We start from the raw sequence: 24,116 nt of genomic DNA, 5'->3' as shown, positions 1-24,116 counted from the left end.
AGGGCGCTGGTCGTTGGCGCGTCGATTTGAGTTGTCATTATCATCACAGTCGCGGGGGATATTTTGCGCAAAGGCATAATTTTAGCAGGCGGCTCCGGCACGAGGCTCTATCCATTGACGAAGAGCGTCTCAAAGCAGCTCATGCCCGTTTACGACAAACCCATGATCCATTATCCTTTGTCGACGCTCATGCTGTCCGGCATAAGGGAAATATTGATCATCACCACACCCGGCGACAGTGCTGCATTCCGCGCATTGCTGGGCAATGGATCTGATATCGGCCTGTCGATTCAATATGCTGTCCAGCCCAAGCCGGAAGGCCTGGCCCAAGCCTTCCACATCGGCGCCGACTTCGTGGGGGCTTCGCCATCTGCGCTAGTACTTGGTGACAATATTTTCCACGGTCATGGCCTGCCGGAACTCCTGAAGGCCGCGAGCGCGCGCCCCAGTGGCGCGACGGTCTTTGGCTATTATGTGAAAAACCCGGAAGCCTATGGCGTCGTGGCGTTCGATGAGGCGGGCCGGGCAGCGAGCCTGGAGGAAAAGCCCGAAACACCCCAATCCAACTATGCGGTGACCGGGCTGTATTTTTATGATGGAACCGCTGTCGAGCGTGCAAAGCATATCGTTCCCTCGCCGCGAGGTGAGCTGGAAATCACCGATCTAAATCGCATGTATCTGGAAGATGGTGAGCTTTCCGTCGAGTTGATGGGGCGCGGCTACGCCTGGTTGGACACCGGCACCCACACTTCGCTGCTCGATGCCGCGCATTATGTGCGCCTGATTGAGGAGCGCCAGGGTTTACGCATCTGCTGCCCGGAAGAAATTGCCTGGCGCCAGGGTTTCATTGACGATGCTCAACTCGAACGTCTTGCCGGCCCCTTGCGCAAGAGCGGTTATGGGGAATATCTGCTCGACCTCCTGGCCGGGAAAGGGGCACTGGTATGAACATCATAGAGACTGGCATTCCCGATCTTGTCATCCTGGAACCGAATGTTTTTGGTGACGAGCGTGGCTTCTTCATGGAGAGCTGGAACGCATCCCGCTTCAGGAACGCAGGTCTGGATCTCGACTTCGTGCAAGATAATCACAGCCGGTCTGCCAAAGGCGTACTGCGTGGCCTGCATTTTCAAAATCCCAACCCCCAGGGCAAGCTGGTGCGCGTGACCTCCGGTCGGGTGTGGGACGTGGCGGTCGATATTCGTCGCTCCTCCCCTCATTTCGGTAAGTGGGCCGGCGTTGAGCTCTCGGCCGAGAACAAGCGGATGTTCTGGGTGCCAGCCGGCTTTGCGCACGGCTTTGTCACCTTGGAAGACAACACCGACTTTCAGTATAAATGCACCACCTATTATGATCCCGGCTCGGAACATTCCCTGCTGTGGAATGATCCGCAATTGGGTATTGAATGGCCGGTCGACGGGTTGGAACTCCGACTCTCCGAGAAAGATAAGGTGGGCAAGCCTCTTCACGCGATCGAGGCCTTCGAATGAAGGCGCTCATTGTAGGCGGCGGTGGGCAATTGGGGCGCTCGCTCAATGCTTCGGCCCCTTTGACTGCATCAGTTATCAGCCTCGACAGGGCGGGCTTGGACATCACCGACGCGCAGGCCATCCAAGCCGTGATGCAGCAGGAGCGACCGGACATCATTTTCAACGCCGCCGCCTACACGGCGGTGGATCGAGCGGAAAGCGATGCCGAAGCCGCTATGGCCGTGAACGCTACGGCCGTCGGCTATATGGCCGAGGCCGCACAGCAAGCGGGCGCTGCATTCGTTCATGTATCGACTGACTTCGTTTTCGATGGAGCTGCCGGAACCCCCTACCCGACAGACGCGGCCACCTCGCCCTTGGGCGTTTATGGCGCGACGAAGCTTGTGGGGGAACGTCTGGCCGGAGCGGATGCTCTGATCGTGAGAACCGCCTGGGTCTACGCGCCTACTGGCGGCAATTTCGTGCGGACGATGCTACGCCTGATGAGTGAACGGTCTGAAGTCCGGGTCGTCGCGGACCAGATCGGCACACCTACTTATGCGCCGGCACTTGCTGATGCGCTCTGGGCTATGTCGCAAACGGGTGCCAAGGGCATATATCACTACACGGATGCCGGCGTCGCCAGTTGGTACGATTTTGCCGTGGCGATCCAGGAGGAAGCTCTGGAGGCAGGCCTGCTGACGGAAAAAGTACCGGTCATCCCTATTGCGACCAGCGATTTCCCCACGGCTGCCGAACGTCCGGGCTATTCGGTTCTGGATAAGAGTGCGACTTATGCGCTGATCGGGAGAATCGCCCCTCACTGGCGCGATAATCTTCGGATCATGTTGAAAGAGATCAAGACACATGGCTAATCTGCTTGTTACCGGGGGTGCCGGTTTCATTGGCGCCAATTTCGTGCATCATTGGCGCGCTGTCGAGCCGGCCGATTCCATCATCGTCCTCGACGCCCTCACCTATGCCGGCAACAAGGCTAATCTGGCCGGTCTTGATGGCGTGGAACTGGTTGTCGGCGACATCTGCGATACCGATCTGGTGACCAATTTGCTGGACGAGCGTGGAGTTGACACGGTCGTGCATTTTGCAGCGGAAAGCCATGTGGACCGATCGATTACCGGCCCTGACGCCTTTGTCACGACCAACGTCATCGGCACCCACAGTCTGTTGAAGGCTGCCAAGTCGGTCTGGCTGGACAAGGGCATGGGACGTCCCCACCGTTTCCATCATGTTTCGACCGATGAAGTCTATGGAACGTTGGAACCGGAAGATCCCGCCTTCTCGGAAACCACGCCTTACGCGCCCAATTCTCCCTATTCCGCTTCCAAGGCGGGTTCGGATCATCTGGTGCGCGCCTACCACCATACCTACAAGCTGGAAACGACGACCAGCAATTGTTCCAACAATTATGGGCCATATCAGTTTCCCGAAAAGCTGATCCCGCTGTTCACCATCAATGCGCTCAATGGCCGCAACCTGCCCATATATGGCGACGGTATGAACGTCCGCGACTGGCTTCACGTCGAGGATCATTGCAAGGGGATTGAACTAATCCTTAAAAATGGTCGCATCGGTGAGACCTATAATGTCGGCGGTGGGCAGGAATTACCCAATATCCAGGTGATCGAGGAAATTTGTCGGGTTGTAGATGCGGTTTTCGAAGCCGATCCGGACATGGCTCTCCGCTTCCCCGATGCACCGGCAGCGCGTGGACAGTCCACCGCGCAGTTGATGACCTATGTGGAAGATCGCAAGGGGCATGACCGGCGCTATGCGATCGACGAAACCAAGATTCGCAGCGAACTGGGTTATGCACCGAGCCGGGATTTCCCGGAAGGCTTTGCTCAGACGCTGGCCTGGTATCTGGCCAATGAAGAATGGTGGATGCCGCTTATCAAGCGGGCCGCCTGAGCAGCGGCACTGGAACGGTAGGCGGCGTTCAATGAAGGTGGAAGGCCGTCGATGATTGCGACATGGCGTCGACATCAGTCGCGAAAACTTGCCCGACGCGGCGAGGTGGCCATGGAATGTGGCGACTGGACGCAAGCGCAAAAGCTGTTTGCAACGGCTTTTCGCCTGCGTCCGGATCGATACGAACTTCAAACCCAACTGGCGCATGCCCTAAAAGAGGCCGGTCATGTTGAGACGGCCGTCCAACAGTATGAACAGGCGGCTGTTCGTGATGACGACGCGCTCTATCATCTGTGTGTCCTTTATGCCGAACGCGGCGAGCGTGAACATGCCGGCGCATGTCTCGCAGCCCTTCTCAACCGCCGGCCCGATTTCGCCGGCGCTTACAGCGCCATGACGACGTTCGGTCTTGAATCCGGCCTACCATCGGCGCTGAAGAACCGCCTTCGTTCGGATATGGAGGAAAAGATGGTCAGCATGATTGATCGACTTGAAAGCCTCATTGCGCAGACGCGCAGCCTGATGGTCGAAACGGTTGATGCCTATGATACCATTCGGCCAAGTTGCATTCCTGCGCCGCCGCCAGGATCAGGAAATCCACGCCTGCATGTAGTCGTCGATGCACGAAAAAGTGAACCTTATCATGTTCGTACGACCCTGTTCAGCCTGATCGGGTCCGACTATCAGAACTGGTCCGCATCCATCATTCTGGATGATCCGGGTTTCGATCATGCCGTCATGAGCATGTTTGATCTAGACTCTCGTTTCCGCGCGCACACGCCGGACACATGGGACCCTGATGCTGCTGCAATCGGGGTACTATATACCAGCGCGGGAATCAGTCTTGATCGTCATGCGCTTGCATGGTTTGCCCATGTCTGGGAAAATTACGCGATTTCCGTCTGGACCTGCGACTGGGATCATAAAACGCCAGTCTGGGACAAACCCCCTCATTACGCCCGCCCGGTCTTGAACGGGGCGTTCGACCTCGATCTTTTGCTGGCGGATGAGATGCCTCCGCCTCTCCTTGGCATTCGGCATTTCGCACAGTCTGCAACCTACGTCATGAGCGCAACAGAACGCAAAAGACGACTGGCGCTACTGGCGATGGATGGCGAACATATCGCCCATATTCCGTTGCCGCTGGCGTCCGTCACGCGCATTCCAGAACGGTCCGATCAGGCAAGGGAAAAAGGGGAAACCCTTTCGACCTGGCCCCTCGAATGGGAAGGAAGTGCGCGCCTCCCTTCCGTCGATGGAACGCTGACGATCAGCAGAAGGAACGGTCGCCCTGCACTGACCTGCGGCCCCATGCCAGTTGAAACGGACGACATACGAATCATCATTCCCACCCGGGATTGCGCCGACCTACTGAAGGCCATGGTCGACAGCTTGCTGGAACATGCCGATTATCCCGATCAGGTCAGGATTATGATTGTCGACAATCGCAGTCAGGATATCGAGACCGAGGCGCTGCTGACCCTTTTGCAGGAGAGCGGCAAGGCCAGCATCCTCCGCCATGATGCCGCGTTCAACTGGGCGCATATGAATAATCTTGCGGTGCAGGCGTCGCACGAGCCCCTCCTGGTTTTTGCCAACAACGATATGCGCATGCTTAGCCCCGGCTGGGACAGTCGCCTCCGTGGGCAACTGAATCGTAAAGACGTGGGCATCGTGGGCGCTAGATTGCTGTTTCCCGATGGCGGTTTGCAACATGCCGGCATGATGCTGGGTCTTGCGGAAGGATCACCTGTCCATCTCGGCGTTCACGGCGTCGATGCCGGCGCAGCGCAAGATCCCATTTATGATCGGACACGATCTGTTGCCAGCATAACCGGCGCGTTCATGGGGATCACGCGCCAGTGGTTTGAAAGGCTCGGCGGGTTTGATGCCGTTCGATTTCCCATCGCGTATAATGATGTCGATTTATGCCTCTCCTCGAGAATGCAGGGCAGAAAAATCCTCTTCGACCCTGGAATCGAATTGCTGCATTTTGAGTCGCGGACTCGTGGACTGAACGATAGTCGCGCCAAAATTGCATGGGATCAGGGCGAACTGGGGCTGCTTTTTGCTAAATGGGGCCGCTTCAGTACGCAGGATCCTTTCATTTCGCCTTTACGCTCGCGCCCCTCCCTGCGGGGGCTAGCCCCGACCACAGCGCATCAGATCGAACAGCACATTGAGGTTGCAAACGCTGGTTTTGCGAAGGGCATATGATGTAGCAGGCAGCGAATGGGGCACTATCTTTATGCCGTGCTTTCCATATGCTGTGCTTTCCATATGCTGTGCTTTCCATATGCTGTGCTTTCCATGCATCATTCTGGGCGACCGCTGGGGTGCTCGACACATTATTCCTTGCTAGCCTTGCTCGACTTTGGCACAGGAAGCGTCGTAAAAAGTGGGGCTTTTGCCGTAAACCTTGCAGGGATTTGGTATCGGCCGGCTTTCATGGCGAACGGAATTTGCGACTTTATGATGCGGAAAAATTCGGCCGTACGACTGATCGTCATGGCCAGTGCTACGCTTGGCGGATGTACGACATTGCCGTCCAATGGGCCTACAGCTGGTGAGGTCATTAAATCAGTCGAGCGCAATGACAGTGGTCTGGGTATCAGGCTCATCGACTTTTCACATGCCAGTATGCAAAGCCTTACATCAACGCCCTTGGCCGCATCGACAGGCTTTGAGGATCTGAGGCGCGAGGGGGCAGCGGATTCTCCCGAGATAGTCCGTCCAGGTGACACATTGTCAATCTCGATATATGAAGTTGGGGTGTCGCTTTTTTCGGCGCAATCGGCCGCCGGCGGAGATCTTCAGGTCAGCAACCCCGTTGCCAATGCGCAGCGCATGAGCGGCGTGCAGGTCGATGAAAATGGCGACATTCAACTTCCTTATATCGGCACCATATCAGCATCAGGCCTTACGCCGCGTGCTATTGAGCAAATTGTAGAGCAGAAATTGCGCGGACTTTCACAAAGTCCGCGTGCGGTCGTTTCGATCACCGACAGCGTGAACGGAACTGTTTACATGTCCGGGGTTGTCAGACGTCCCGGTCGTTACCGCCTCTCCGTTGCCCATGAACAATTGAGAGGGTATCTGGCGATCGCCGGCGGCGTGGAAGGAGATCCGAGCGATGTGATCGTGAAGTTGACGCGCAGCGGAGTCACCCGAGAAATGCGGTTGAGCGACGTACAGATCGGATCGCCCAACGACGTCCGTCTGCTGCCCGGGGATCAAATGGAATTTCTCCAGCGACCGCGTACTTATACCGTATTCGGCGCCTCGGATCGCATCTCGCAGGTGCCGTTCACTTCTGAAACTCTTTCTCTCGCAGAGGCTATCGCCCGTGTCGGTGGCCCATCGGATGCGCGGGCCAATTCGCGCGGTGTGTTTCTGTTTCGGATGGTGAGCGAAGGTCCAGACAAGCCGGCGCGTCCGACAATTTACCGGCTGAACCTGATGAAACCGGCTACCTATTTCCTGGCTCAACAGGTCGCGATGCAAGATAAAGATCTGATCTATTTTGCCAACTCCGTATCTGGTCCGCCAACGAAGCTGATCGGCATCATCAACCAGTTGTTTGGTCCATTTGTTACCGCACGCGCCTTAACGCAATGATCTATTGTTTAGGCAGGCTGCTGGAGATGGCCGACATGATGGCTGAGATTCTTTAATGGGATGGCTCCCGTTTGGACGCTCATCACGGCGGTCTTCGATCTTGGTTGGCAAGATTGGCGCGCCCCTGTTCGACATATCCGATTTGCAGCGCCAAAATCGCTTGCGGAACGAAAATGCGATCCGCAGTCTCAGCCAATGTGTCGCGGTAAGCGCGACGCAAGCGCTGACCCGGGTGTTGGGCTGTTATAAAATGTATGTCGATCCCAGTGATTTCGGCCTGTCGCCTCATTTGATGCTGGATGGCTTTTGGGAAATGGACACGACCGAGGTCGTAGTTCAGCTATTGCGCCCCGGAATGGTGGCTGCCGATGTTGGCGCAAATGTCGGCTATTTCACTATGCTGATGGCAGGTTTGACCGGGCCATCAGGCCGAGTGCTCGCCTTCGAACCGAATCCGGCAATGGCGGAACGGATCGTCCGAAGCGCCTCTTTAAACGGCATGAGCGACAGGATCGAGGTCTATCCTGTCGCATTATCCAATCGCAATGAAGCCGTTTGCTATGTCATGCCGAGCGACGAGCCAAAAAACGCGTATATTCTTCCGTTCGAGAATAACGAGGTTCCATCTGGTGCTGTCGTCATTGATGCAGAACGGCTGGATAGCCGATCGCAATGGGCTGATATCGAGTTTCTGAAAATCGATGCGGAAGGGGCCGAGGAAAAGATCTGGGAGGGCGCTTCCGGGTTGCGGGCTATGGACAAGCTGAAAATCCTTATCCTGGAATTTCAACCGGGCCGCTATGCCGATCCTCGGGCCTACCTTAACCGGATCATGGACTGGGGTTTTTCTTTATCTCTGATTGATCAAAGACATGGCCTGGTCCCAACCACTGCCGAAGCGATCACTTCCGGCAATCCGGATCGCGACGTCATGTTGGTGTTTCAACGGTGATACCCTCTAGAGTTGTTCTGTTGCGATGAGCGAAGAAACTTCCACCTCGGTCAAACGAATCATCGAACCGTTTGTCTATTTCCCTAACCACGCCAGCGCGATCGCAGGTCTGGGGGGCGCGCATCGCAGCCCCGATCCCAACTACTGCTTCCATACGCATTATTTCGAATATGCTCCAGGCCGTGTCATCATGCATGTCACCCTGCTCGGGGCGCAAGCGGGTTTCGGCGAACTATCGATCCGCATCCATGCATACCGGCCCGGGAATGAAGCCTTGGGCATCAAAATGGTTGGTGCGCATCGGGAAAATCTCTCCGGCTTGTCGGGAGACCATCACATTGCCGTGAAATTTGCGGCGATTCCCGGCGTTCATTATGCTGCTTATGGATTTTTCACGGAGGCTTCCGACATTACTGCGTTGGGCATTGATCTCATCGCGGAAGAGTTTGGCGATGACGATGCCGGCAATTATCGCGAAGCAGACGCCCCGCAGACTATTCTTGTTGCCCATGCTCTGGAAGAGACGGCATCTCTCATTTCCGCTCAGCCTCCAACTCTAAAGACGCCGATGTCGCAAGTCTGCACAAAGAAGCAGCTGGACGAACTTGACCGCTGGGAACCATGGAGCAGCACCATTTCAGGTGCCGGTAGTCGGCTCGATCGCTGGCGCCAGATTTTCGCGCTTCGCGTTCTCGAACGGTATGGGTTGCTGCAAAAGGAAGCTCGCTGCCTGATCCTCGAACCTGTATCGCATGAACTTGCCTCCGTACTTTTCGACGCCGGATGCTTTGTCGAACGGATCGGGATGTCCGAACGCACGGAAGACAGGATTTCCCGGCATGATATCGGATATTTCGATTTCGCCATATGCACGTGTCCGACTGCTTGGCTGCAGGATCGCGCGGCTGTGAACGCCTTTATCGACCAGTTGCTGCAGAATATATTGTCAGGAGGTTTTGCCATTATCGTCTTCGACTATGACCCGGCTTCAGGTACGGCAGAAACGAAGTTAACGAAAGGTGACATTGAACGCGCAGCTTTCCATCTTCTGGGGCACAGCCACAATGTGGCTCAACTCAATTTTTCATCCGGCATCGGTCCGGATGCGCCGTCTTCTCCTGAGACAGCGTTTGCAATGGTGATTCAAAGATAGATTCTGCACGTCGCCAGAACGACGGCAATGGTGATATACGGTAAGGCGCAATCAAAATGATGGATCGGTTCAAGAAGTTTGCATCTCTGGCCAAGTTGACGCCTCAGCAGCGTTCCGCTGCGCGCGCCGTCCGCATGGCGGGCAATCAGGCGCGTGACGAACGTCAATGGCACAAAGCCCAGCAGCATTATTCCGAATATCTCAACCTGCGTTCAGATGATTTCTCTATCTGGGTTCAACTTGGCCATGTCTGCAAAGAAGCAGGCGATCTTGACGCTGCCGAAAGCGCATACGAGCGGGCGCGATTGATCAATCCGGCGGATAGCGACTTATTGTTGAATTTGGGGCATCTGCGCAAACGCCAGAATCTATTTGAAGAGGCTCATCTATTCTTCACTCAGGCTGCGAATATTGACGGCAATCAAGCCGCGCTTAAAGAATTGAACGGCGGCTGGATCCCGGCCACGCCATCACTTCCCATCATCCAATCCAGCGACGAACGACGGTCCGAGACGGAAGAAGCGCTTGCGGAGCTGATTAAGGGCGCCAAATTCAGCATGGCCCCCGGCTTATCTCTGGGAGAAGAACCGGGACTGTTCCAGTTTAGCGGGATGGACCCCCAGATCCATTTCTCGTTTACCGATGCCATCGCCTCCAGCAAGGTAGCGGTGCTGAAAATCGCTTTTGAAAAAGGTGAGTATTTTCCCTCCGACTTTGGTACTCTGTTCTACGACCTGGGCGCAGGCTTCCAGGCCGGACAGATGATCATGGTTCCCTATTCGGAAGGGAGCATATGCGAAGTGACGCTGCTTCTGGCAGCCCCTGCCCTGGTGCGAGGGCTGCGGTGGGATCCGATTGAAGGCGCTGGTGCGGAGATCAGGCTGCGTCATATCCATGTCGAGGCCATTTCCAGCTTGAATGCGCTGCATGCCGCGGTGCGTTGCCTTGAGGCTACGCAATTTGCCGATCCGGATGTCGCAGATACATTGGTCTCGGCTGATGAAGTGTGTGAAGGGCTGGCTCCGTTTTTTACGAAAGACCGTCTGTTCGAGGCGGATTATGCGGTTATGCAGCCGTTCCTGACGCCATGGTCTGGCCGCCATCATGCTTATTCGCATTGGCGTCATATCTATGCCAATCCCAGCGAGAACGATTATGCGACAATGGACCGTATGATCGAAGAAATGCCGTGGCGGCCGCGCTTTTCTTTCGTCATGCCGGTTTATAACACTCCTCCACAGTTGCTCTGCGAAGTGCTCGATGCAATGTTGGAGCAAAATTATCCTGATTTTGAAATATGCCTAGCCGATGATTGCAGTCCAAATGCAGAAGTGTTGCAGATCCTTGAAGATTATGCTGCGCGCTGTCCGCAGGTAAAATTCGTTCGACGTAAGACGAATGGCCATATTTCCCTCGCATCAAATAGTGCTGCGAAATTGGCAACTGGAGATTTCATCGTTCTGGTGGATCATGACGACCTGATCCCGCGTTACGCGCTATTTGTGGTTGCTGCTTACCTCAACCGTTTTCCAGATGCCCGGATACTGTTCAGTGATGAAGATAAGATCAGTCCTTCTGGCATATATTTCAACCCATATTTTAAGAGCTGCTTCAATCAATATTTGATGTATGGCCATAATATGGTCAGTCATTTGGGCGTGTATCAGCGAGCCTTGTTTGAGGAAGTTGGCGGATTCTACAAAGGGCTGGAAGGAAGTCAGGATTACGACCTTACCCTGCGCTGTATCGATCGGGTGGATCCACATCAGATCATCCATATTCCTCATGTATTATATCATTGGCGTCAGGTACCCGGCTCCACATCCATGGCGGCTGAAGCGAAAGATTATGCGGCCTATGCCGCTCGCAACGCCATTAACAGGCAGATGCAGCGCCAGAACCTGCCGCTTGCATCTGTAGAAGGTCACGCCCCGGGCAATCATGCCATCGACGTTACCCATGAGCTTGACACCTCTATCAGCATAATCATTCCCACCCGCAACGGAATAGATGTCCTTGACGACTGCCTGAGGTCGATCGGCAAATGCGATACCGTGAACACGGAAGTCGTGATCGTCGATAATGACAGCGATGATCCCGAGGCATTGGCCTATCTCGGCCGGGTGGCAAAAATCCATCCGACATTGAAGGTCAGGGTCCTCAAGGCGCCCGGCGCTTTTAATTTCTCTGCGATCAACAATTTGGCAGTCGAAAACAGCACTGGCGATATCGTCTGCTTCCTGAACAACGATACGCGGATATTGTCCAAATCTTGGTTGATTCGCGCTCGCGGTCTGTTGGCAATGGAAGAAGTCGGCATGGTAGGCGGCCGGCTCCTATACCCCGACAACACCATCCAGCATTTCGGTATCGTGACGGGCATGAGCGACCACCACGTTGCAGGCGGCGTCCATCTGTTCGAGGATGGAAATGGGTATGGCTATTTCAGCAAGCACCGCATGATGGGTGAGTTCACGGCCGTCACAGCTGCATGCATGTTCGTCCGTAGGGCGGATTTCGACGCTGTGGGCGGGTTCGAAACGGATCTTGCCGTGGCCTATAATGATATCGACCTGTGTTTGAAAATACGGGCGATTGGCCGTCGGATCCTATGCGATCCTTCCATTCTTGTAGAACATAAGGAATCCAAGAGCCGGGGTAGCGACACGACGCCTGAGAAGGCCGAACGCCTTGAACGAGAGGCCGCTTGGATGCGGGCTCGTTGGGGAGAACAACTGCTGGAGGATCCCTATTATTCTCCCAACCTGTCGCTCAAACGGCCTGATTTCTCTTTGGCTTATCCCCCAAGGCAAGCCTGGCCCTGGCAGCTAACCGACGACAAGCCGTCCATTGCCAGCGGCGCTATAGCCCGCGCGCCACGCTTCTTCTCCGCGAAGAAACGCAACGATCAGGGTTTCCTGGCTATTTGCGCAATTTTGAAAAACGAGGCAATCAACATTCTTGAATGGATCGCCTATCATCGCGCACTAGGCGTCGAGAAATTTTATCTTTATAACAATAACAGCACGGATAATGTGGACGCGCTGCTTGAGCCATTGATAGAAATCGGCTTGGTTGATTTGATTGACTGGCCTATCCGACCCGCTCAACTCGAAGCTTACGATGATTTTGTCGATCGTCATCGGCACAACTGGACATGGACTGCATTTATCGATCTCGACGAGTTCATCAATCCACTCGAGTATGATTCAATCATCGATTGGCTCCAAGGCTTCAAGGAAGCCTCGGCAATCGCTGTTCAGTGGATGAATTTTGGCCCCGATGGCCACAATACTCCGCCTGACGGCTTGCTGATCGAGAATTACACGACTCGATTGCCTGACGATCATGCGATGCATGGGCATGTCAAGACGATCGTACGAACAGCCGATTATGTGAAAGCAAGAAGCCCGCATAGTATGATCGTGTCTGGCCGTATCGTAGACGAGCATGGCGAGGATATTGATCAATCGGTCGATTATGCGATCCTGCCAGTCCGCAAGCATCGCTCAATCTGCATAAATCACTATTATACTCGCTCTCGCAGTGAATGGGCAGCCAAACTCAATAAGGGGCTGGCAGACCATCGCAAAGACACGACGGTTTCCAGAAACCCCGCTTGGCTTGAAACCTATGAGCGCGAAGCGATTGTTCCAGACGTCCGGATTGCAAGATTTGCCGATGCCACCCGGTTGATGTTAACCGAGCTAGGTTTGCCCGCTGGTCCTCAACTGGAAAAAATCTGAGTTAGGAAATCAATAGTCGTGTCCAATCATGACAGGAGCCTCACCCCATCGTCCTGGAGTACGCAGGCAGCGGTGCTGCACGCGTTAATTTTGCGCGAACTTCACTCCCGGTTTGGCCGAGACAATATTGGCTATTTGTGGCTGATCGGTGAGCCGATGATGCTCGCCACGGTCATCAGCTCCATACATACGCTGACGCAATCGCATCATCCGGTGGGCATGCATCCCTTCGCTTTTACGGTGATCGGCTACTGCATCTTCATTATCTTCCGCGGCATCTTCAACCGGGCAGAGGGAGCGGTCGAAGGAAGCGCGTCCTTGCTGCACCATCGCATGGTGACGCCGTTGGACATCATGGTGGTAAAAGCGGTTATCGAAACCGTGGGTTGCATGGGGTCAATGGCAATTTTGCTGACAATCGGCATCATGTTGGGCATCGCGGAACCTCCCGCCAGGCCTCTTTATCTATTCCTAGGGGCATCTTTAGTTACGTGGTGGTCTTTCGCTTTGTCGCTTATCATTGCGGGCGTCACATTTGGTAGTCATACTCTGGGACGTTTTGTTCATCCTATTTCATACTTCATGGTGCCACTGAGCGGCGCGTTTTGGACCATGTCTTTCTTACCCGTGGCGTTTCGAGATATTATGGCTTGGAACCCCATGGTTACGATGTTCGAGATCGCACGCTATGGTCAATTCCGCGCTGCAGATAGCAGATATCTGTATCCTGAATATGCTATAGCCGTATGCGCTGTCCTGACGTTGATAGGGCTTATGGTAATTAGAAAATTGCGCGAAAAAATACAGGCTAACTAAAAAGGCTGGGAAATCCGGAGCTCTATAAAATGTTTATGTCAGGGATCATGAAGCCGTCCGGTCGTGACGAAATTGAAAAGCCGTCTCTGAGAAGTATCATCATCCGTGGAATAAAGCGAAAGCGATATTTCATTGGACTTGTCGTTTTGCCATCGCTTTTGACGGCGACATATTATTATTTTGTTGCCTCCGATCAGTATGAGTCGACCGCTGATTATGTTGTGCGCCGAGCCGATGCTCCACAGAAAAGTAGCGGTGGCGCTGCCGCGCTGCTCGGATTTGGCGCGCCTACAGGAGCCTCGGCAGATCCCTACATTGTCTCGGACTATCTGCTTAGTCACGATGCGGTAAAGAGTCTGCGGCGGGACGATAATCTGGTGGGGCGCTTCCGCCGGACATCAATCGACTTCATCAGTGCACTGAAAAGTGACGATCCATCTCCTGAGAAGTTGCTCAAATACTATCGTGATCAGGTTGGCGTGGAGCAAAATCTTGAATCTGGTATCAGTCAGATCAAGGTTCGGGCGTTTACGCCTCAAGATAGCTATCATATTGCCGACAAGCTTCTTAAGATGGGCGAGGATCGCGTTAATCAGATAAATGAAAGAACTACACGGGGACAACTTTCGTCAGCACAGAATAATTTGGCTAATGCTGAAAAAGAGTTGGCCAATATTCAAAGAAAAATCACATTGTTTCGTCAGAAGGGCGGAGATATCAATCCAACAGGGAGTGGAAAGGCTCAGATTGAACTAGTATCGCAATTGACTGCGAGCCTGGCCAGCGCACGTGCGCGATTGAACTCTCTGCAGGGGTTTATTTCTCCTTCTAGTCCACAATATCGAGCAGTAGCTGCACAGGTTTCGGCGCTTCAGCGGCAGGTTGATCTTCAAAATGCGCGGCTTGCGGGGGCAGGTAATAACATCGCAGTAGGTTTGGGGACGTATGAAGATTTGATTGTGCGTCAGGACTTCGCTGCCAAGCGCTATGCTGCTGCGGCCGCTGTCCTTGATGAGGCAAAGGCGCAAGCATTACGTCAGCAAATTTATCTTGTACGGGTGGTCGACCCTAACATGCCCGTGAAATCACTCTATCCCGAGCGGGGGCGCATTGTCATTACCGTGTTCTTTTCACTTCTAATCGCTTATGCCGTCGGCTGGCTGATGCTTGCGGGCGTTCGCGAACATAAGATGTGATCGACGGTCGTGCGCCAAAAGTAGGTCGTTTCGATTTGATCGTCCGCACTTGAAGTCCATTTGGGAGCTCAAATGCGGACGGTCAGGCCAGGACGAGCGCTGTAGCGGCCTAGAGGAAAGCGGGGAGGGGCGTAGAGGTCATTCGAAACCTTTGGCGAAGCGGCTGATCGGAGTGAAGTTGCGATCCACCAATCACCCTCTTGGATAAGTCGGGAAATCGGCCTGGTTCGCAAACTTTCGAATGGTCGATTTCGATGAACCGGAAGTGGCGTGCCGGGACTTCGGGAGGACGTGGCTCTATTGTCGGACGATGGAAGAGGCTCGGGAGCCCGATCAATCATGCAGCAAATATTAGAAGGTTGAATCATTCACGTTATCAGTCAGTTGAGATATTTATGATGCAATCCGTTTCTATTGGCGACCTGATGGCGCGCTCCGGCGTCGCGTTCGGCACTAGTGGTGCGCGCGGACTAGTGGGCGCTATGACGGATCGGGTTTGCTTTGCCTATACTGCTGCTTTCTTGCAGCATCTGGCTGCGATTGGGCAGTTTTCGCCAGGTACGCATGTCGCGATCGCCGGCGATCTGCGGCCCTCCAGCCCGCGCATCATGGCTGCCTGTGCGGCAGCGGTGCGCCATATGGGAGGGCAGGTCGATCTGTGCGGCTTCGTGCCATCCCCTGCGGTGGCAGCCTATGGCTTTACCCATGCCACCCCATCGCTGATGGTGACCGGCAGTCATATTCCCGACGATCGAAATGGCATCAAGTTTAACCGCATCGACGGTGAGGTGCTCAAAGCGGATGAACTAGCAATTCGCGCCCAGAATGTCACCCTACCCGACCTGTTCGACGAAGTGGGCATGTTGAAGGAAGTACAACAGTCAGAGGTGCTGATCGATGTCGCGACGGCCTATATTGCGCGCTATGTCGATGCCTTCGGTGCGCAGGGGCTGGCGGGCCTGACACTGGGCGTTTACGAGCATTCGGCTGTCGGGCGTGACATATTGGTCGCGCTGGTGAGCGCGCTGGGCGCTAAAGCCGTTTCGCTAGGGCGATCGGACCGCTTCATTCCCGTCGATACAGAAGCGGTCCGACCCGAAGATCAAATATTGGCGCGGGAATGGGCCACGCAGATGGGGCTGGACGGCATCCTTTCGACCGACGGCGATTCCGATCGCCCCTTGTTGGCCGACGAAAGCGGCATATGGATGCGCGGCGACGTGATGGGGATATTGAGCGCCCGTGCGTTGGGCGTTGCGGCGATCGCAACCCCGGTCAGTTGCAACAGCGCAGCCGAACTATCGGGGCTATTTACTGCCGTGCGCCGTACTCGGATTGGGTCACCTTATGTGATCGAGGCGATGAACGCGCTGGTTGAGGAAGGGCAAGTCAGTGTTTGTGGCTATGAAGCCAACGGTGGATTTCTGCTGGCAACGCCGGTCGAGATCGAGGGGCGAACATTGGGCGCATTACCCACGCGGGATGCGATGCTCCCGATTCTGTCGATATTGGTTGATGCGAAACGGCGCGGCGTGACACTATCGGCGCTTCAGACGCAATTGCCCGAACGTTATACGTTTAGCGAACGGTTGCAGGCTTATCCGCTTTCACAAAGCCAGGCGCTGATCTCGCATCTGGAACAGGGTAGTGACGAGGAGATACTCGCGCGACTTACGAGCATGTTTGGAGATATTGCCGGGCAGGCAGATTCTATCGACCGAACCGACGGGCTACGCATCCTTTTCGCAAGCGGCAACATCATTCACTTGCGGCCGAGCGGTAATGCGCCCGAACTTCGCTGTTACACCGAAAGCGACACGGCCGAGCGAGCTGCATCACTCAACGCGCAGGCCCTGGCGCTGGTGGTGAATTTCAGCGTCACGAGCTGAATGAAGCGGAGAGACTGTGGCGTGGGATGGCGAGCATCCGAAGGACAGCATATTGCCGCTGACAGCGTCGTCGGGGGGCTTTCCCGGCCTGCTGAAGTCCAGCGTGACACGGCTGATTTAGGCCCAATGGTCGAGCGCCCGAGAGATAAATTCCGGGCCGTTGTCCACCCTGATCTTGGCAGGTGCGCAGCCGCGCTCGAACAGCAGGCGATCCATGACATCGACGACCTGTTCACCCTTGATCCCATGATCCACGTGGATCGCCAGTAACCGTGGCGCCGAGGCCGCCTTGCGCGGTTGCTGGATGAAGGGCTGATTGCCGCTCGGATAGGAAGCGGCGATGGATAGCGAGATCGAAGGTGGACACCTCGAAAAACCCGTGGCGCCTGAGGGCCTGAAGTGATTCACTGCCTTTGCGCGATAGCGGAGGCGATGATGGCAGGGCAGCCGGGTTTCTTCGATCTTTCGGACCGATATGAGGCATTGAGCGCTGCGGGCGATCCGCTGGAGCGTCTGGCGGCCGTCGTGGACTTCGAGGTTTTCCGAGGACCGCTGGTAGCCGCGCTGCGCCGTAATCCTCGCGGCAGGGGTGGCCGCCCGCCGTTCGACCCGGTCCTCATGTTCAAGATCCTCGTGCTGCAGGCGCTCTACTCGCTTTCTGACGAAGCGACCGAGTTTCAGATCAAGGACCGCCTCTCGTTCCAGCGCTTTCTGGGGCTAGGCCTGGATGGCACGGTGCCCGATGGGACGACAGTGTGGCTGTTCCGGGAGCGTCTGGTGAAGGCCAGGGCCATCGACAGGCTCTTTGCCCGCTTCGATGCCGCCCTCACGGACCGGGGCTACCTCGCCATGGGCGGGCAGATCATCGATGCCACCGTTGTACCCGCCCCGAAGCAGCGGAACACCGAGGAGGAGAAGGCGGCCATCAAGGAGGGCCGGATACCCGAGCGCTGGCAGGATAACCCTGCGAAGATCCGGCAAAAGGATCGCGATGCCCGCTGGAGCGTGAAGTACACCAAGGCCAAGGTGAAGGAAGGCGCGGACCCCAAGGCCTTTAATACCGACCTCCAGTGATGCTGACTCACGAGGGGGATTCCCAAGGCGCTGAATTTCTGAATCTATGGCTTCCCGTTGGGAGGGCATGGCCATGGGTGCAGCGATCGGATTGCGGGACGACTTTGACGCGGTGGGCTTGAGGCGACTGGCGCGTGCGACAAGGAGCGCGAACCAAGGACGGCGGCTGCTGGCCTTGGCGGAAATTTATGATGGTGGGAGCCGCAGCGATGCCGCGCGGATTGGCGGCGTGACGTTGCAGATCGTGCGCGACTGGGTGGTGCGCTTCAATGCTCGGGGGCCGGACGGACTCCTCGACGGGAAGGCGCCGGGCAAGCCCCCGTTGTTGAACGATGCCCAGCGTCGGGCCCTTGCGGAGATCGTTGAAAGCGGCCCGATCCCGGCGATCCATGGAGTTGTTCGCTGGCGGCTGATCGATCTGGTGCGGTGGCTCCATGACGAGTTTGGCGTGTCCCTGACGGAAACGACTGTGGGGCGGGAGCTGAAGAAGCTGGGCTATGTCAAACTGACGGCACGCCCGCGTCATCATGCCCAGAACGAATATGCGATGGAGGACTTCAAAAAGGGGGCTTTGCAGCCGAGCTGGCAAAGATCAAAGCCGCCCTCCCGCGTGGCACGCCGATAGAGGTCTGGTTCCAGGACGAGGCCCGGATCGGCCAGAAAAACAAGATCACCCGGCGCTGGGCCAGACGTGGTACCCGGCCGTCGGCACCCAAGGACCAGAGGACGAAATCGGCCTACATCTTCGGTGCCATCTGCCCCGAACTCGGCAAGGGAGCGGGCCTGATCCTCCCGTTCTGCAACACCCAGACCATGTCGCTGCACCTGGCGGAGATATCGCTCGCTATCGAGCCAGGTGCCCACGGCGTTGTGTTGATGGATCAAGCCGGGTGGCACATGACCGGAAAGCTGAAAGTGCCAGAGAATATCAGCATCATTCCGCTGCCCCCGAAATGCCCCGAACTCAACCCGGTCGAAAATATCTGGCAGTTCATGCGGGATAACTGGCTGTCCAACCGGATCTTCACATCCCACGACAACATCATCGACCTTTGCTGCGAAGCCTGGAACAGGCTGGTCAATCAGCCGTGGCGCATCATGACTATCGGACGCCGTAAATGGGCGCGTGGGTCGTGATCAATGCATCTTGGTATAAGCCGGTCGATCTGGCCATCCCGATGTTCGGCTACAAGAACCATATCGGCATCGACCGGGCGCATGGCCTGATCCGCACCTGGGATGCCAGCGCTGCCAATGCCCACGACGGCGCGCGATTGCCGACGCTGATCAGCCGGGGCAACACGGCTTCGGGCGTATGGGCCGATACGGCCTACCGCTCGAAGAAGAACGAGGCCTTCCTCGCCAAAGGCATGTTCATCAGCCACATCCACCAGCGCAAGCCGCACCGCCGAGCGATGCCTGAGCGTATTGCACGCGCCAATGCCAAGCGGTCCGCTGTCCGCTCCGCCGTCGAGCACGTCTTTGCCGGGCAAAAGCACCGCATGGGTCTGGTGGTGCGCACCATCGGCATTGCTCGTGCCCGTATCAAGATCGGCATGACCAACCTTGCCTATAACTTCGAGCGCCTGGCCTGGCTCGAGGGGCGAATTGCGCCCGCGTGACGCCAAAGACGGCCTGTGAAGGCGCCGCACCGACGAAAATCAGCAGATCAGACCCCGAAACCGACGCTCATACTTCCCTCTTGAGCCTTCCAGCCGCCATCATGCCGAAATCAGACGGTTCTTCGAGGTGTCCAGGTGGACCAGCGAGCAGTCATATGAGATTCCTCTCATTCCCGCTGGAGGCAGTTTCCGGGACAGGGGAATTGTGCCGGGGGAATCCCAAAAATCGCACTTCTGCCAAACTAGTGCTAGCCACGTTTGAACAGGAATGCGATATCATTATCGCCAACCCCATGACGGACAACGTGGCGGATATGTCGGAGAAGGACTTCACCCGCGACCTATCCGGGTCGGAATGACTGTCATTCATAGTGTAAGCTGCCTATCCCGTTTATGCGCAACGCTCGATCCAGATAGCGTCTGAACGTCGGCGTTCGCTCTGTTGCATCCCGCGCGCGTAGCCATGCGAGCGCCACGACAGGCCGCCATGCATCAATGTCGTGGGCGTTGACGCCCGACGCCGCCACATGGCTGCTGCGCAGCCGTCGCGCCGCCCAGTCGCGCCAGAGGTTCGTCACCCAGTCGCACGGCCCGATGCCAAAGCGCATCAGCATTTCGGATCGCACCGCATCAGCCGCCGGATGACCCGCCGCCGCTTTCGACCAGTCGATCACCCTCATTCCCAGCGGCGTCATCATGACATTGCCCAGATGAAAATCGCCATGGGTCAGCGCGTCCCCTTCTGACAGGGTCTCAAGATACTTAATGGCGGCGCTTTGCAGCCCTTTGGGCGCGGGGCCGTAGGCGATATCGGTAGCCAGGACCTGTTTCAACGACCGCAAAGTCCCTCCATGTGCCCGGTGCATGTCGGCATGGATTTCTCCCATCTGGTCCAGCGCCCATCCTGCCCGCATCGGATTGCGGCGGATCCAGTCCATCAGAGTCGCACCTTCAAGCCGCGGGTAGATGATACCCCGCCGACCGTTCCGACTTTGTTGCATAATCGCCGCAGCCGTAGGCACGCCGCAAGCCCCGGCATGGACGGACGCGGTAGCCTCGCGCGCGATCATCTCGTCTGAAACGCTATCGTGGAACAGTTTGAGCGCCTGCCCTCCACCTATATCGAACAGTTCTGCGCTCGCGCCTTTGGCAAGGAAGGGATAGGGAGGCGTCCGATCGTTCATTCGAGGCTGCTATCAAACCTTGTAGCTATGGTCATGTCCGCGCATAGCGATCGTCGTAACGGATGATGTCATCCTCCCCGACATAGGGGCCGGTCTGTACCTCGATGAACACCATGGGGATGCGGCCCGGATTTTCGATCCGGTGCTGCGCGCCGACCGGGATGTAGATGGACTGATTCTCCGTGAGTACTGACACGTCGCCGTCAAGCGTGACACGCGCCGTCCCTTCCACGATGATCCAATGTTCGGACCGGTGGAAATGGCTTTGCAGGCTGAGCGACGCGCCGGGCAGCACGGTAATACGTTTGACTTGGAATCTCCCGCCAATCAGCAGGCTTTCGTGCCAGCCCCATGGCCGGTGATCCTTGGGGAAAGTCTCTGCTTGAACGGCGCCCTTGACTTGTAGAGCCTCGACCACCTTCTTCACGTCCTGCGCGCGCGATTTGTCGACGATCAGCACTGCATCGTTCATTGCCACCGCGACAATATTGTCGAGGCCAAGGCCGACAATCTCCAGTCCGTCGCTTTCGGACCGCAGCAACGTATTGCGGCAATCGATCGCGGTTGCCGCGCCGGACAACGAAACCCCCTGCGTGTCGGGCTCCATGTGGCTCCAAACTGCGTCCCAGTCGCCCAAGTCCGACCATCCTGCATCAAAGGGGACGACAGACAGATTGTCTGCCCGCTCCATGATGGCAACGTCGATGGCGATATTGTCCGCCCTGCTCCACGGGGCGGCCGCCAGGCGCAGGAACCCGAGATCTGATTCCGCCTGTTCTACGGCCAAGCGTACGCTGTCCAGCATGGCAGGCGAGTGCCGTTCGAACGCGGCGATGATATCCTTAACTGCAAACAGGAAAATCCCGGCGTTCCAAAGATAGTTGCCGGTTGCAAGCATTTCTTGCGCGCGGACGATGTTGGGCTTTTCGACAAAACTGGTCAGGCTGATCGGTGTCCCCGACCCGTCCGGTCGACTTGCTATTTCCAGATAGCCATAGCCGGTTTCCGGTCGCGTCGGTTGTATGCCGAACGTCACCAGATCACCCCTGTCAACGGCGGCCAGCCCTTTGCCCACCGCTTCGTGGAATGCTGCGTTATCGGGTACCACATGGTCGGACGGCGCGACCAGCATGACGGCGTCGGGCTGCCGCCCTGCGAGTTGCAGCGCAGCGGCCAATATGGCAGGCGCCGTGTTGCGCCCTTCCGGCTCGATCAGGATGGCGTCGGGGTCCATGCCTTCCTGCGTAAGCTGTTCGGCGATTATGAAACGGAACAGCGTATTGGTAAGCACCATTGGCCGCGTAAAGGTGAAATGGTCGGTTGCGCCCGACAGGCGATGGGCGACGGCCTGAAACAGTGTCCTATCCCCTACCAGCGGCACGAACTGCTTGGGATAGGATTTGCGCGACAAAGGCCATAGCCGCGTACCCGCCCCGCCCGCCAATATGACAGGAGTTATCCGCATGTTGGAACCTGTAGCTGGTGGTGGTGAATTATCCATGAACATCCCTCTGGCACCATCTCATGGTGACCGCTGCAACTCTATGCGGAGATTGCATAAGGCCACAATGCGACATCTTGATTTTCTGCACGTGTGACGGGCGAATATTTGTCCTTCGTCAATCACAATCCTGACAGGCGATCCTGTCAGCGAAAGGGCATGTTAGGATATCCTTCTAACGTCCGATAGCGGCCATTGGCCTGTGCCATCGCCCTCTATTATTTCGCAGTTTCCGTCCGCCCTCCGTCGTTCAGGGGCCTTCATCACGCGAAATAGCGTCATCTCCATCGGCGATCATTTCAGCCATTTTGTCTTCGAACAGGTGCGATCATAATGGGTCGTGTCCCGCGGGGTGGTGTAGGAAGGTTTCCCTGAGAGGGTGGCCACCGTCGATCTTCTGGTAGGGTTCGGATGCGAACTCGAACCTGGAGAAGAAGACGATGACCGACGATAGAATGGCCCTTGTCGAGCTGATTGAGCAAGGGGCTGATAGCGATTTGGTGCGTGAGATGCTGGCTTTCGCCGCAGAGCGCATGATGGATCTGGAGATCGACGCGAAGACGGGTGTGCCTTGCGGGTCCCGCAGCCCTGAGCGGCTCAACCACCGCAATGGCTACCGTGAGCGGGGCTGGGATACGCGCGCGGGACGGATTGATCTGGCGATCCCCAAGCTCAGGAAGGGCAGCTACTTCCCGAGCTTCCTGGAGCCACGCCGCACCGCCGAGAAGGCTTTGGCGGCAGTGATCCAGGAAGCCTACGTCCATGGCGTCTCGACCCGTTCGGTCGACGATCTGGTCAAAGCGATGGGCGCCAGCGGTGTTTCAAAGAGCCAGGTCAGCCGTTTGGTTGCCGAGATCGACGAGCGGGTGAATGCCTTCCTTACGCGGCCCATTGAAGGCGAGTGGCCCTATCTATGGATCGATGCCACCTACCTCAAAAAGCGCGAGGGCGGACGGATTGTCTCGACGGCGGCGATAATCGCGGTGGGCGTCAACACCGATGGCCGGCGCGAGGTTTTGGGCGTAGCCACCGGCCCCTGGGAGGCCGAACCCTTCTGGAAAGCCTTCCTGCGCTCGCTGGCGGATCGCGGCCTGCGTGGTGTGAAGCTGGTCATCTCCGACGATCACAAAGGGCTGCGCGCCGTTGCCAGCAGTCCGATCGCTTCATCGACACTGCCCCGACGCTGACGTCGGTAAACCTCAATCGCATTGACTATCTTTTCGACAACGACCTCTACAATCTTCCGGACGATCAACGACCCGACTGCCACAAGAACGGCACCACCTATACGGCGGTCTACGGCCGGATGCATTGGGACAAGCCGGCCCAGACGATCACGACGGGTTTCGGAACGCCGGGGCAAGGACGCTATGTACATTCGCTGCGCCGCCGCGTGATCACGCCGCACGAGGCGGCTCGCATCCAAGGGTTTCCGGACTGGTTCGATTTCGAGCCCCCGCACATGCCCGTCAAACGGAAAAACTTGGCCAAATGGATCGGCGACGCCGTTCACCCGGTCCTGGGTTATGCCGTGGGTCTCTCGATCTTGGCGGCACTTGAAGAAACTGTGGTCGCCGATTTAGAAGACGCTGCGTAGTTGCGAGCGAGATAACCGGACCGCTTTCCTTATCCCGGCTTTAAGAAGCATAGCCTCATCATCGCGGCCGCGTGCGTTGCAGGCGCGCGTGGACCGCTCCTGCCCTTGCCGATCCATGCGAGGGTGCGCTCCGCGCAAAGGGCACGACCTTCTCCGGTGTGGTGCGCTATGTCGCTATGTCGGTGATGGTGACAGCTTTTGTTTCGGTCCAACCGGCCGGGCCGCTGGATCGAAGTCCGGCTCGCCGACTTCTACGCGCCCGAGCTGCATGCACGGGGCGGCCTCAATGCCAAGCGCCGGCTTGAACGGCTGGTCATAAATCGGACATTGGCCTGCCGCGCGGGGCGCCGCAGCTACGATCGGTTCATTG

Annotated in this window: 17 protein-coding genes and 3 pseudogenes; 17 read left to right on the top strand and 3 right to left on the bottom strand. The window is 56.7% G+C overall.

The window, feature by feature from the left end:
- The first annotated feature begins 63 nt into the window (after positions 1-63).
- The 12 genes from rfbA (at position 64) to A0U87_RS16070 (ending at position 16,768) form a co-directional block, all read left to right on the top strand.
- Complete coding sequence (gene rfbA / locus A0U87_RS16125; protein WP_137405723.1) at positions 64-948, top strand: glucose-1-phosphate thymidylyltransferase RfbA; 885 nt, start codon at positions 64-66, stop codon at positions 946-948.
- The gene (gene rfbC, locus A0U87_RS16120) at positions 945-1,490 is read left to right on the top strand and encodes a dTDP-4-dehydrorhamnose 3,5-epimerase (protein ID WP_137405722.1); all 546 of its coding nucleotides are present in this window, start codon (positions 945-947) and stop codon (positions 1,488-1,490) included. Before rfbA ends, rfbC begins: the two co-directional genes overlap by 4 nt.
- Positions 1,487-2,344 carry a dTDP-4-dehydrorhamnose reductase gene (gene rfbD, locus A0U87_RS16115; RefSeq protein ID WP_137405721.1) on the top strand — a complete coding sequence of 286 codons (858 nt, stop codon included), beginning with the start codon at positions 1,487-1,489 and terminating at the stop codon, positions 2,342-2,344. The genes rfbC and rfbD overlap by 4 nt, the downstream gene beginning before the upstream one ends.
- On the top strand, positions 2,337-3,398 hold the full coding sequence (gene rfbB, locus A0U87_RS16110; protein ID WP_137405720.1) for a dTDP-glucose 4,6-dehydratase: 1,062 nt from the start codon (positions 2,337-2,339) through the stop codon (positions 3,396-3,398). Before rfbD ends, rfbB begins: the two co-directional genes overlap by 8 nt.
- A gap of 51 nt (positions 3,399-3,449) precedes the next feature.
- Complete coding sequence (locus A0U87_RS16105) at positions 3,450-5,615, top strand: glycosyltransferase (RefSeq protein ID WP_137405719.1); 2,166 nt, start codon at positions 3,450-3,452, stop codon at positions 5,613-5,615.
- A gap of 15 nt (positions 5,616-5,630) precedes the next feature.
- Positions 5,631-7,016: a polysaccharide biosynthesis/export family protein gene (locus tag A0U87_RS16100; RefSeq protein WP_137405718.1), complete on the top strand. Its 1,386-nt coding sequence runs from the start codon at positions 5,631-5,633 to the stop codon at positions 7,014-7,016.
- 100 nt (positions 7,017-7,116) lie between these two features.
- Complete coding sequence (locus A0U87_RS16095; protein WP_170978407.1) at positions 7,117-7,968, top strand: FkbM family methyltransferase; 852 nt, start codon at positions 7,117-7,119, stop codon at positions 7,966-7,968.
- A 25-nt stretch (positions 7,969-7,993) separates the two neighbouring features.
- A complete protein-coding gene (locus A0U87_RS16090; protein ID WP_137405716.1) occupies positions 7,994-9,121 on the top strand; it encodes a hypothetical protein in 1,128 nt (375 codons plus the stop codon).
- A gap of 56 nt (positions 9,122-9,177) precedes the next feature.
- On the top strand, positions 9,178-12,867 hold the full coding sequence (locus A0U87_RS16085) for a glycosyltransferase (protein WP_137405715.1): 3,690 nt from the start codon (positions 9,178-9,180) through the stop codon (positions 12,865-12,867).
- 18 nt (positions 12,868-12,885) lie between these two features.
- On the top strand, positions 12,886-13,683 hold the full coding sequence (locus A0U87_RS16080) for an ABC transporter permease (protein WP_137405714.1): 798 nt from the start codon (positions 12,886-12,888) through the stop codon (positions 13,681-13,683).
- Between the two features lie 47 nt (positions 13,684-13,730).
- Positions 13,731-14,879, top strand: coding sequence for a lipopolysaccharide biosynthesis protein (locus tag A0U87_RS16075; RefSeq protein WP_240700578.1), 1,149 nt, complete (start codon positions 13,731-13,733; stop codon positions 14,877-14,879).
- A gap of 395 nt (positions 14,880-15,274) precedes the next feature.
- A complete protein-coding gene (locus tag A0U87_RS16070; protein ID WP_137405712.1) occupies positions 15,275-16,768 on the top strand; it encodes a phosphomannomutase in 1,494 nt (497 codons plus the stop codon).
- 117 nt (positions 16,769-16,885) lie between these two features.
- On the opposite strand, the gene A0U87_RS16065 is transcribed toward A0U87_RS16070, so the two are convergent.
- On the bottom strand, positions 16,886-17,023 hold the full coding sequence (locus A0U87_RS16065; RefSeq protein ID WP_137405711.1) for a transposase family protein: 138 nt from the start codon (positions 17,021-17,023) through the stop codon (positions 16,886-16,888).
- A 180-nt stretch (positions 17,024-17,203) separates the two neighbouring features.
- Between A0U87_RS16065 and A0U87_RS16060 the strand changes: the two are divergent.
- The 3 genes and pseudogenes from A0U87_RS16060 to A0U87_RS16050 all read left to right on the top strand — a co-directional run.
- Positions 17,204-17,821, top strand: a pseudogene (locus A0U87_RS16060) (transposase); the annotation flags it as partial.
- Positions 17,822-17,915: 94 nt separating this feature from the next.
- Positions 17,916-18,979 (top strand): IS630 family transposase gene (locus tag A0U87_RS16055; RefSeq protein WP_137405710.1). Its coding sequence is split into 2 segments (ribosomal slippage): positions 17,916-18,407 and positions 18,410-18,979, totalling 1,062 coding nucleotides; the frame shifts between segments, so codons are not numbered across the junction.
- A gap of 17 nt (positions 18,980-18,996) precedes the next feature.
- Positions 18,997-19,464, top strand: a pseudogene (locus tag A0U87_RS16050) (transposase); the annotation flags it as partial.
- Positions 19,465-19,826: 362 nt separating this feature from the next.
- Here A0U87_RS16050 and A0U87_RS16045 read toward each other — a convergent pair.
- A complete protein-coding gene (locus tag A0U87_RS16045; protein WP_137405709.1) occupies positions 19,827-20,648 on the bottom strand; it encodes a phosphotransferase in 822 nt (273 codons plus the stop codon).
- Between the two features lie 31 nt (positions 20,649-20,679).
- Positions 20,680-22,113 (bottom strand): mannose-1-phosphate guanylyltransferase/mannose-6-phosphate isomerase, encoded by a 1,434-nt coding sequence (locus A0U87_RS16040; RefSeq protein WP_170978413.1) that lies wholly within the window; start codon positions 22,111-22,113, stop codon positions 20,680-20,682.
- A gap of 476 nt (positions 22,114-22,589) precedes the next feature.
- On the opposite strand from A0U87_RS16040, the pseudogene A0U87_RS16035 reads away from it, so the two are divergent.
- Together A0U87_RS16035 and A0U87_RS27035 are read left to right on the top strand one after the other, a co-directional pair.
- Positions 22,590-23,321: pseudogene (locus tag A0U87_RS16035) on the top strand (IS256 family transposase); the annotation flags it as partial.
- Entirely contained in the window at positions 23,204-23,746 is a 543-nt protein-coding gene (locus A0U87_RS27035; protein ID WP_137405747.1) for a DNA cytosine methyltransferase, read from the top strand. The pseudogene A0U87_RS16035 and the gene A0U87_RS27035, both read left to right, overlap by 118 nt.
- The last annotated feature ends 370 nt before the right edge of the window (positions 23,747-24,116 follow it).

The organism is Sphingobium sp. MP9-4, from assembly GCF_005281675.1.
In the GTDB taxonomy this organism is placed as follows: Bacteria; Pseudomonadota; Alphaproteobacteria; order Sphingomonadales; family Sphingomonadaceae; genus Sphingobium; species Sphingobium yanoikuyae.
This window is presented reverse-complemented; position numbering and strand designations above follow the sequence as displayed.

Coding starts and splice junctions, on each gene's coding strand:
- rfbD (WP_137405721.1), top strand. CDS start 1,487: ATGAAGGCGCTCATTGTAGGCGGCGGTGGGCAATTGGGGCGCTCGCTC.
- A0U87_RS16105 (WP_137405719.1), top strand. CDS start 3,450: ATGATTGCGACATGGCGTCGACATCAGTCGCGAAAACTTGCCCGACGC.
- A0U87_RS16070 (WP_137405712.1), top strand. CDS start 15,275: ATGATGCAATCCGTTTCTATTGGCGACCTGATGGCGCGCTCCGGCGTC.
- A0U87_RS16085 (WP_137405715.1), top strand. CDS start 9,178: ATGATGGATCGGTTCAAGAAGTTTGCATCTCTGGCCAAGTTGACGCCT.
- A0U87_RS16045 (WP_137405709.1), bottom strand. CDS start 20,648: ATGAACGATCGGACGCCTCCCTATCCCTTCCTTGCCAAAGGCGCGAGC.
- A0U87_RS16075 (WP_240700578.1), top strand. CDS start 13,731: ATGAAGCCGTCCGGTCGTGACGAAATTGAAAAGCCGTCTCTGAGAAGT.
- A0U87_RS16090 (WP_137405716.1), top strand. CDS start 7,994: ATGAGCGAAGAAACTTCCACCTCGGTCAAACGAATCATCGAACCGTTT.
- A0U87_RS16100 (WP_137405718.1), top strand. CDS start 5,631: ATGGGGCACTATCTTTATGCCGTGCTTTCCATATGCTGTGCTTTCCAT.
- rfbB (WP_137405720.1), top strand. CDS start 2,337: ATGGCTAATCTGCTTGTTACCGGGGGTGCCGGTTTCATTGGCGCCAAT.
- rfbC (WP_137405722.1), top strand. CDS start 945: ATGAACATCATAGAGACTGGCATTCCCGATCTTGTCATCCTGGAACCG.
- A0U87_RS16040 (WP_170978413.1), bottom strand. CDS start 22,113: ATGCGGATAACTCCTGTCATATTGGCGGGCGGGGCGGGTACGCGGCTA.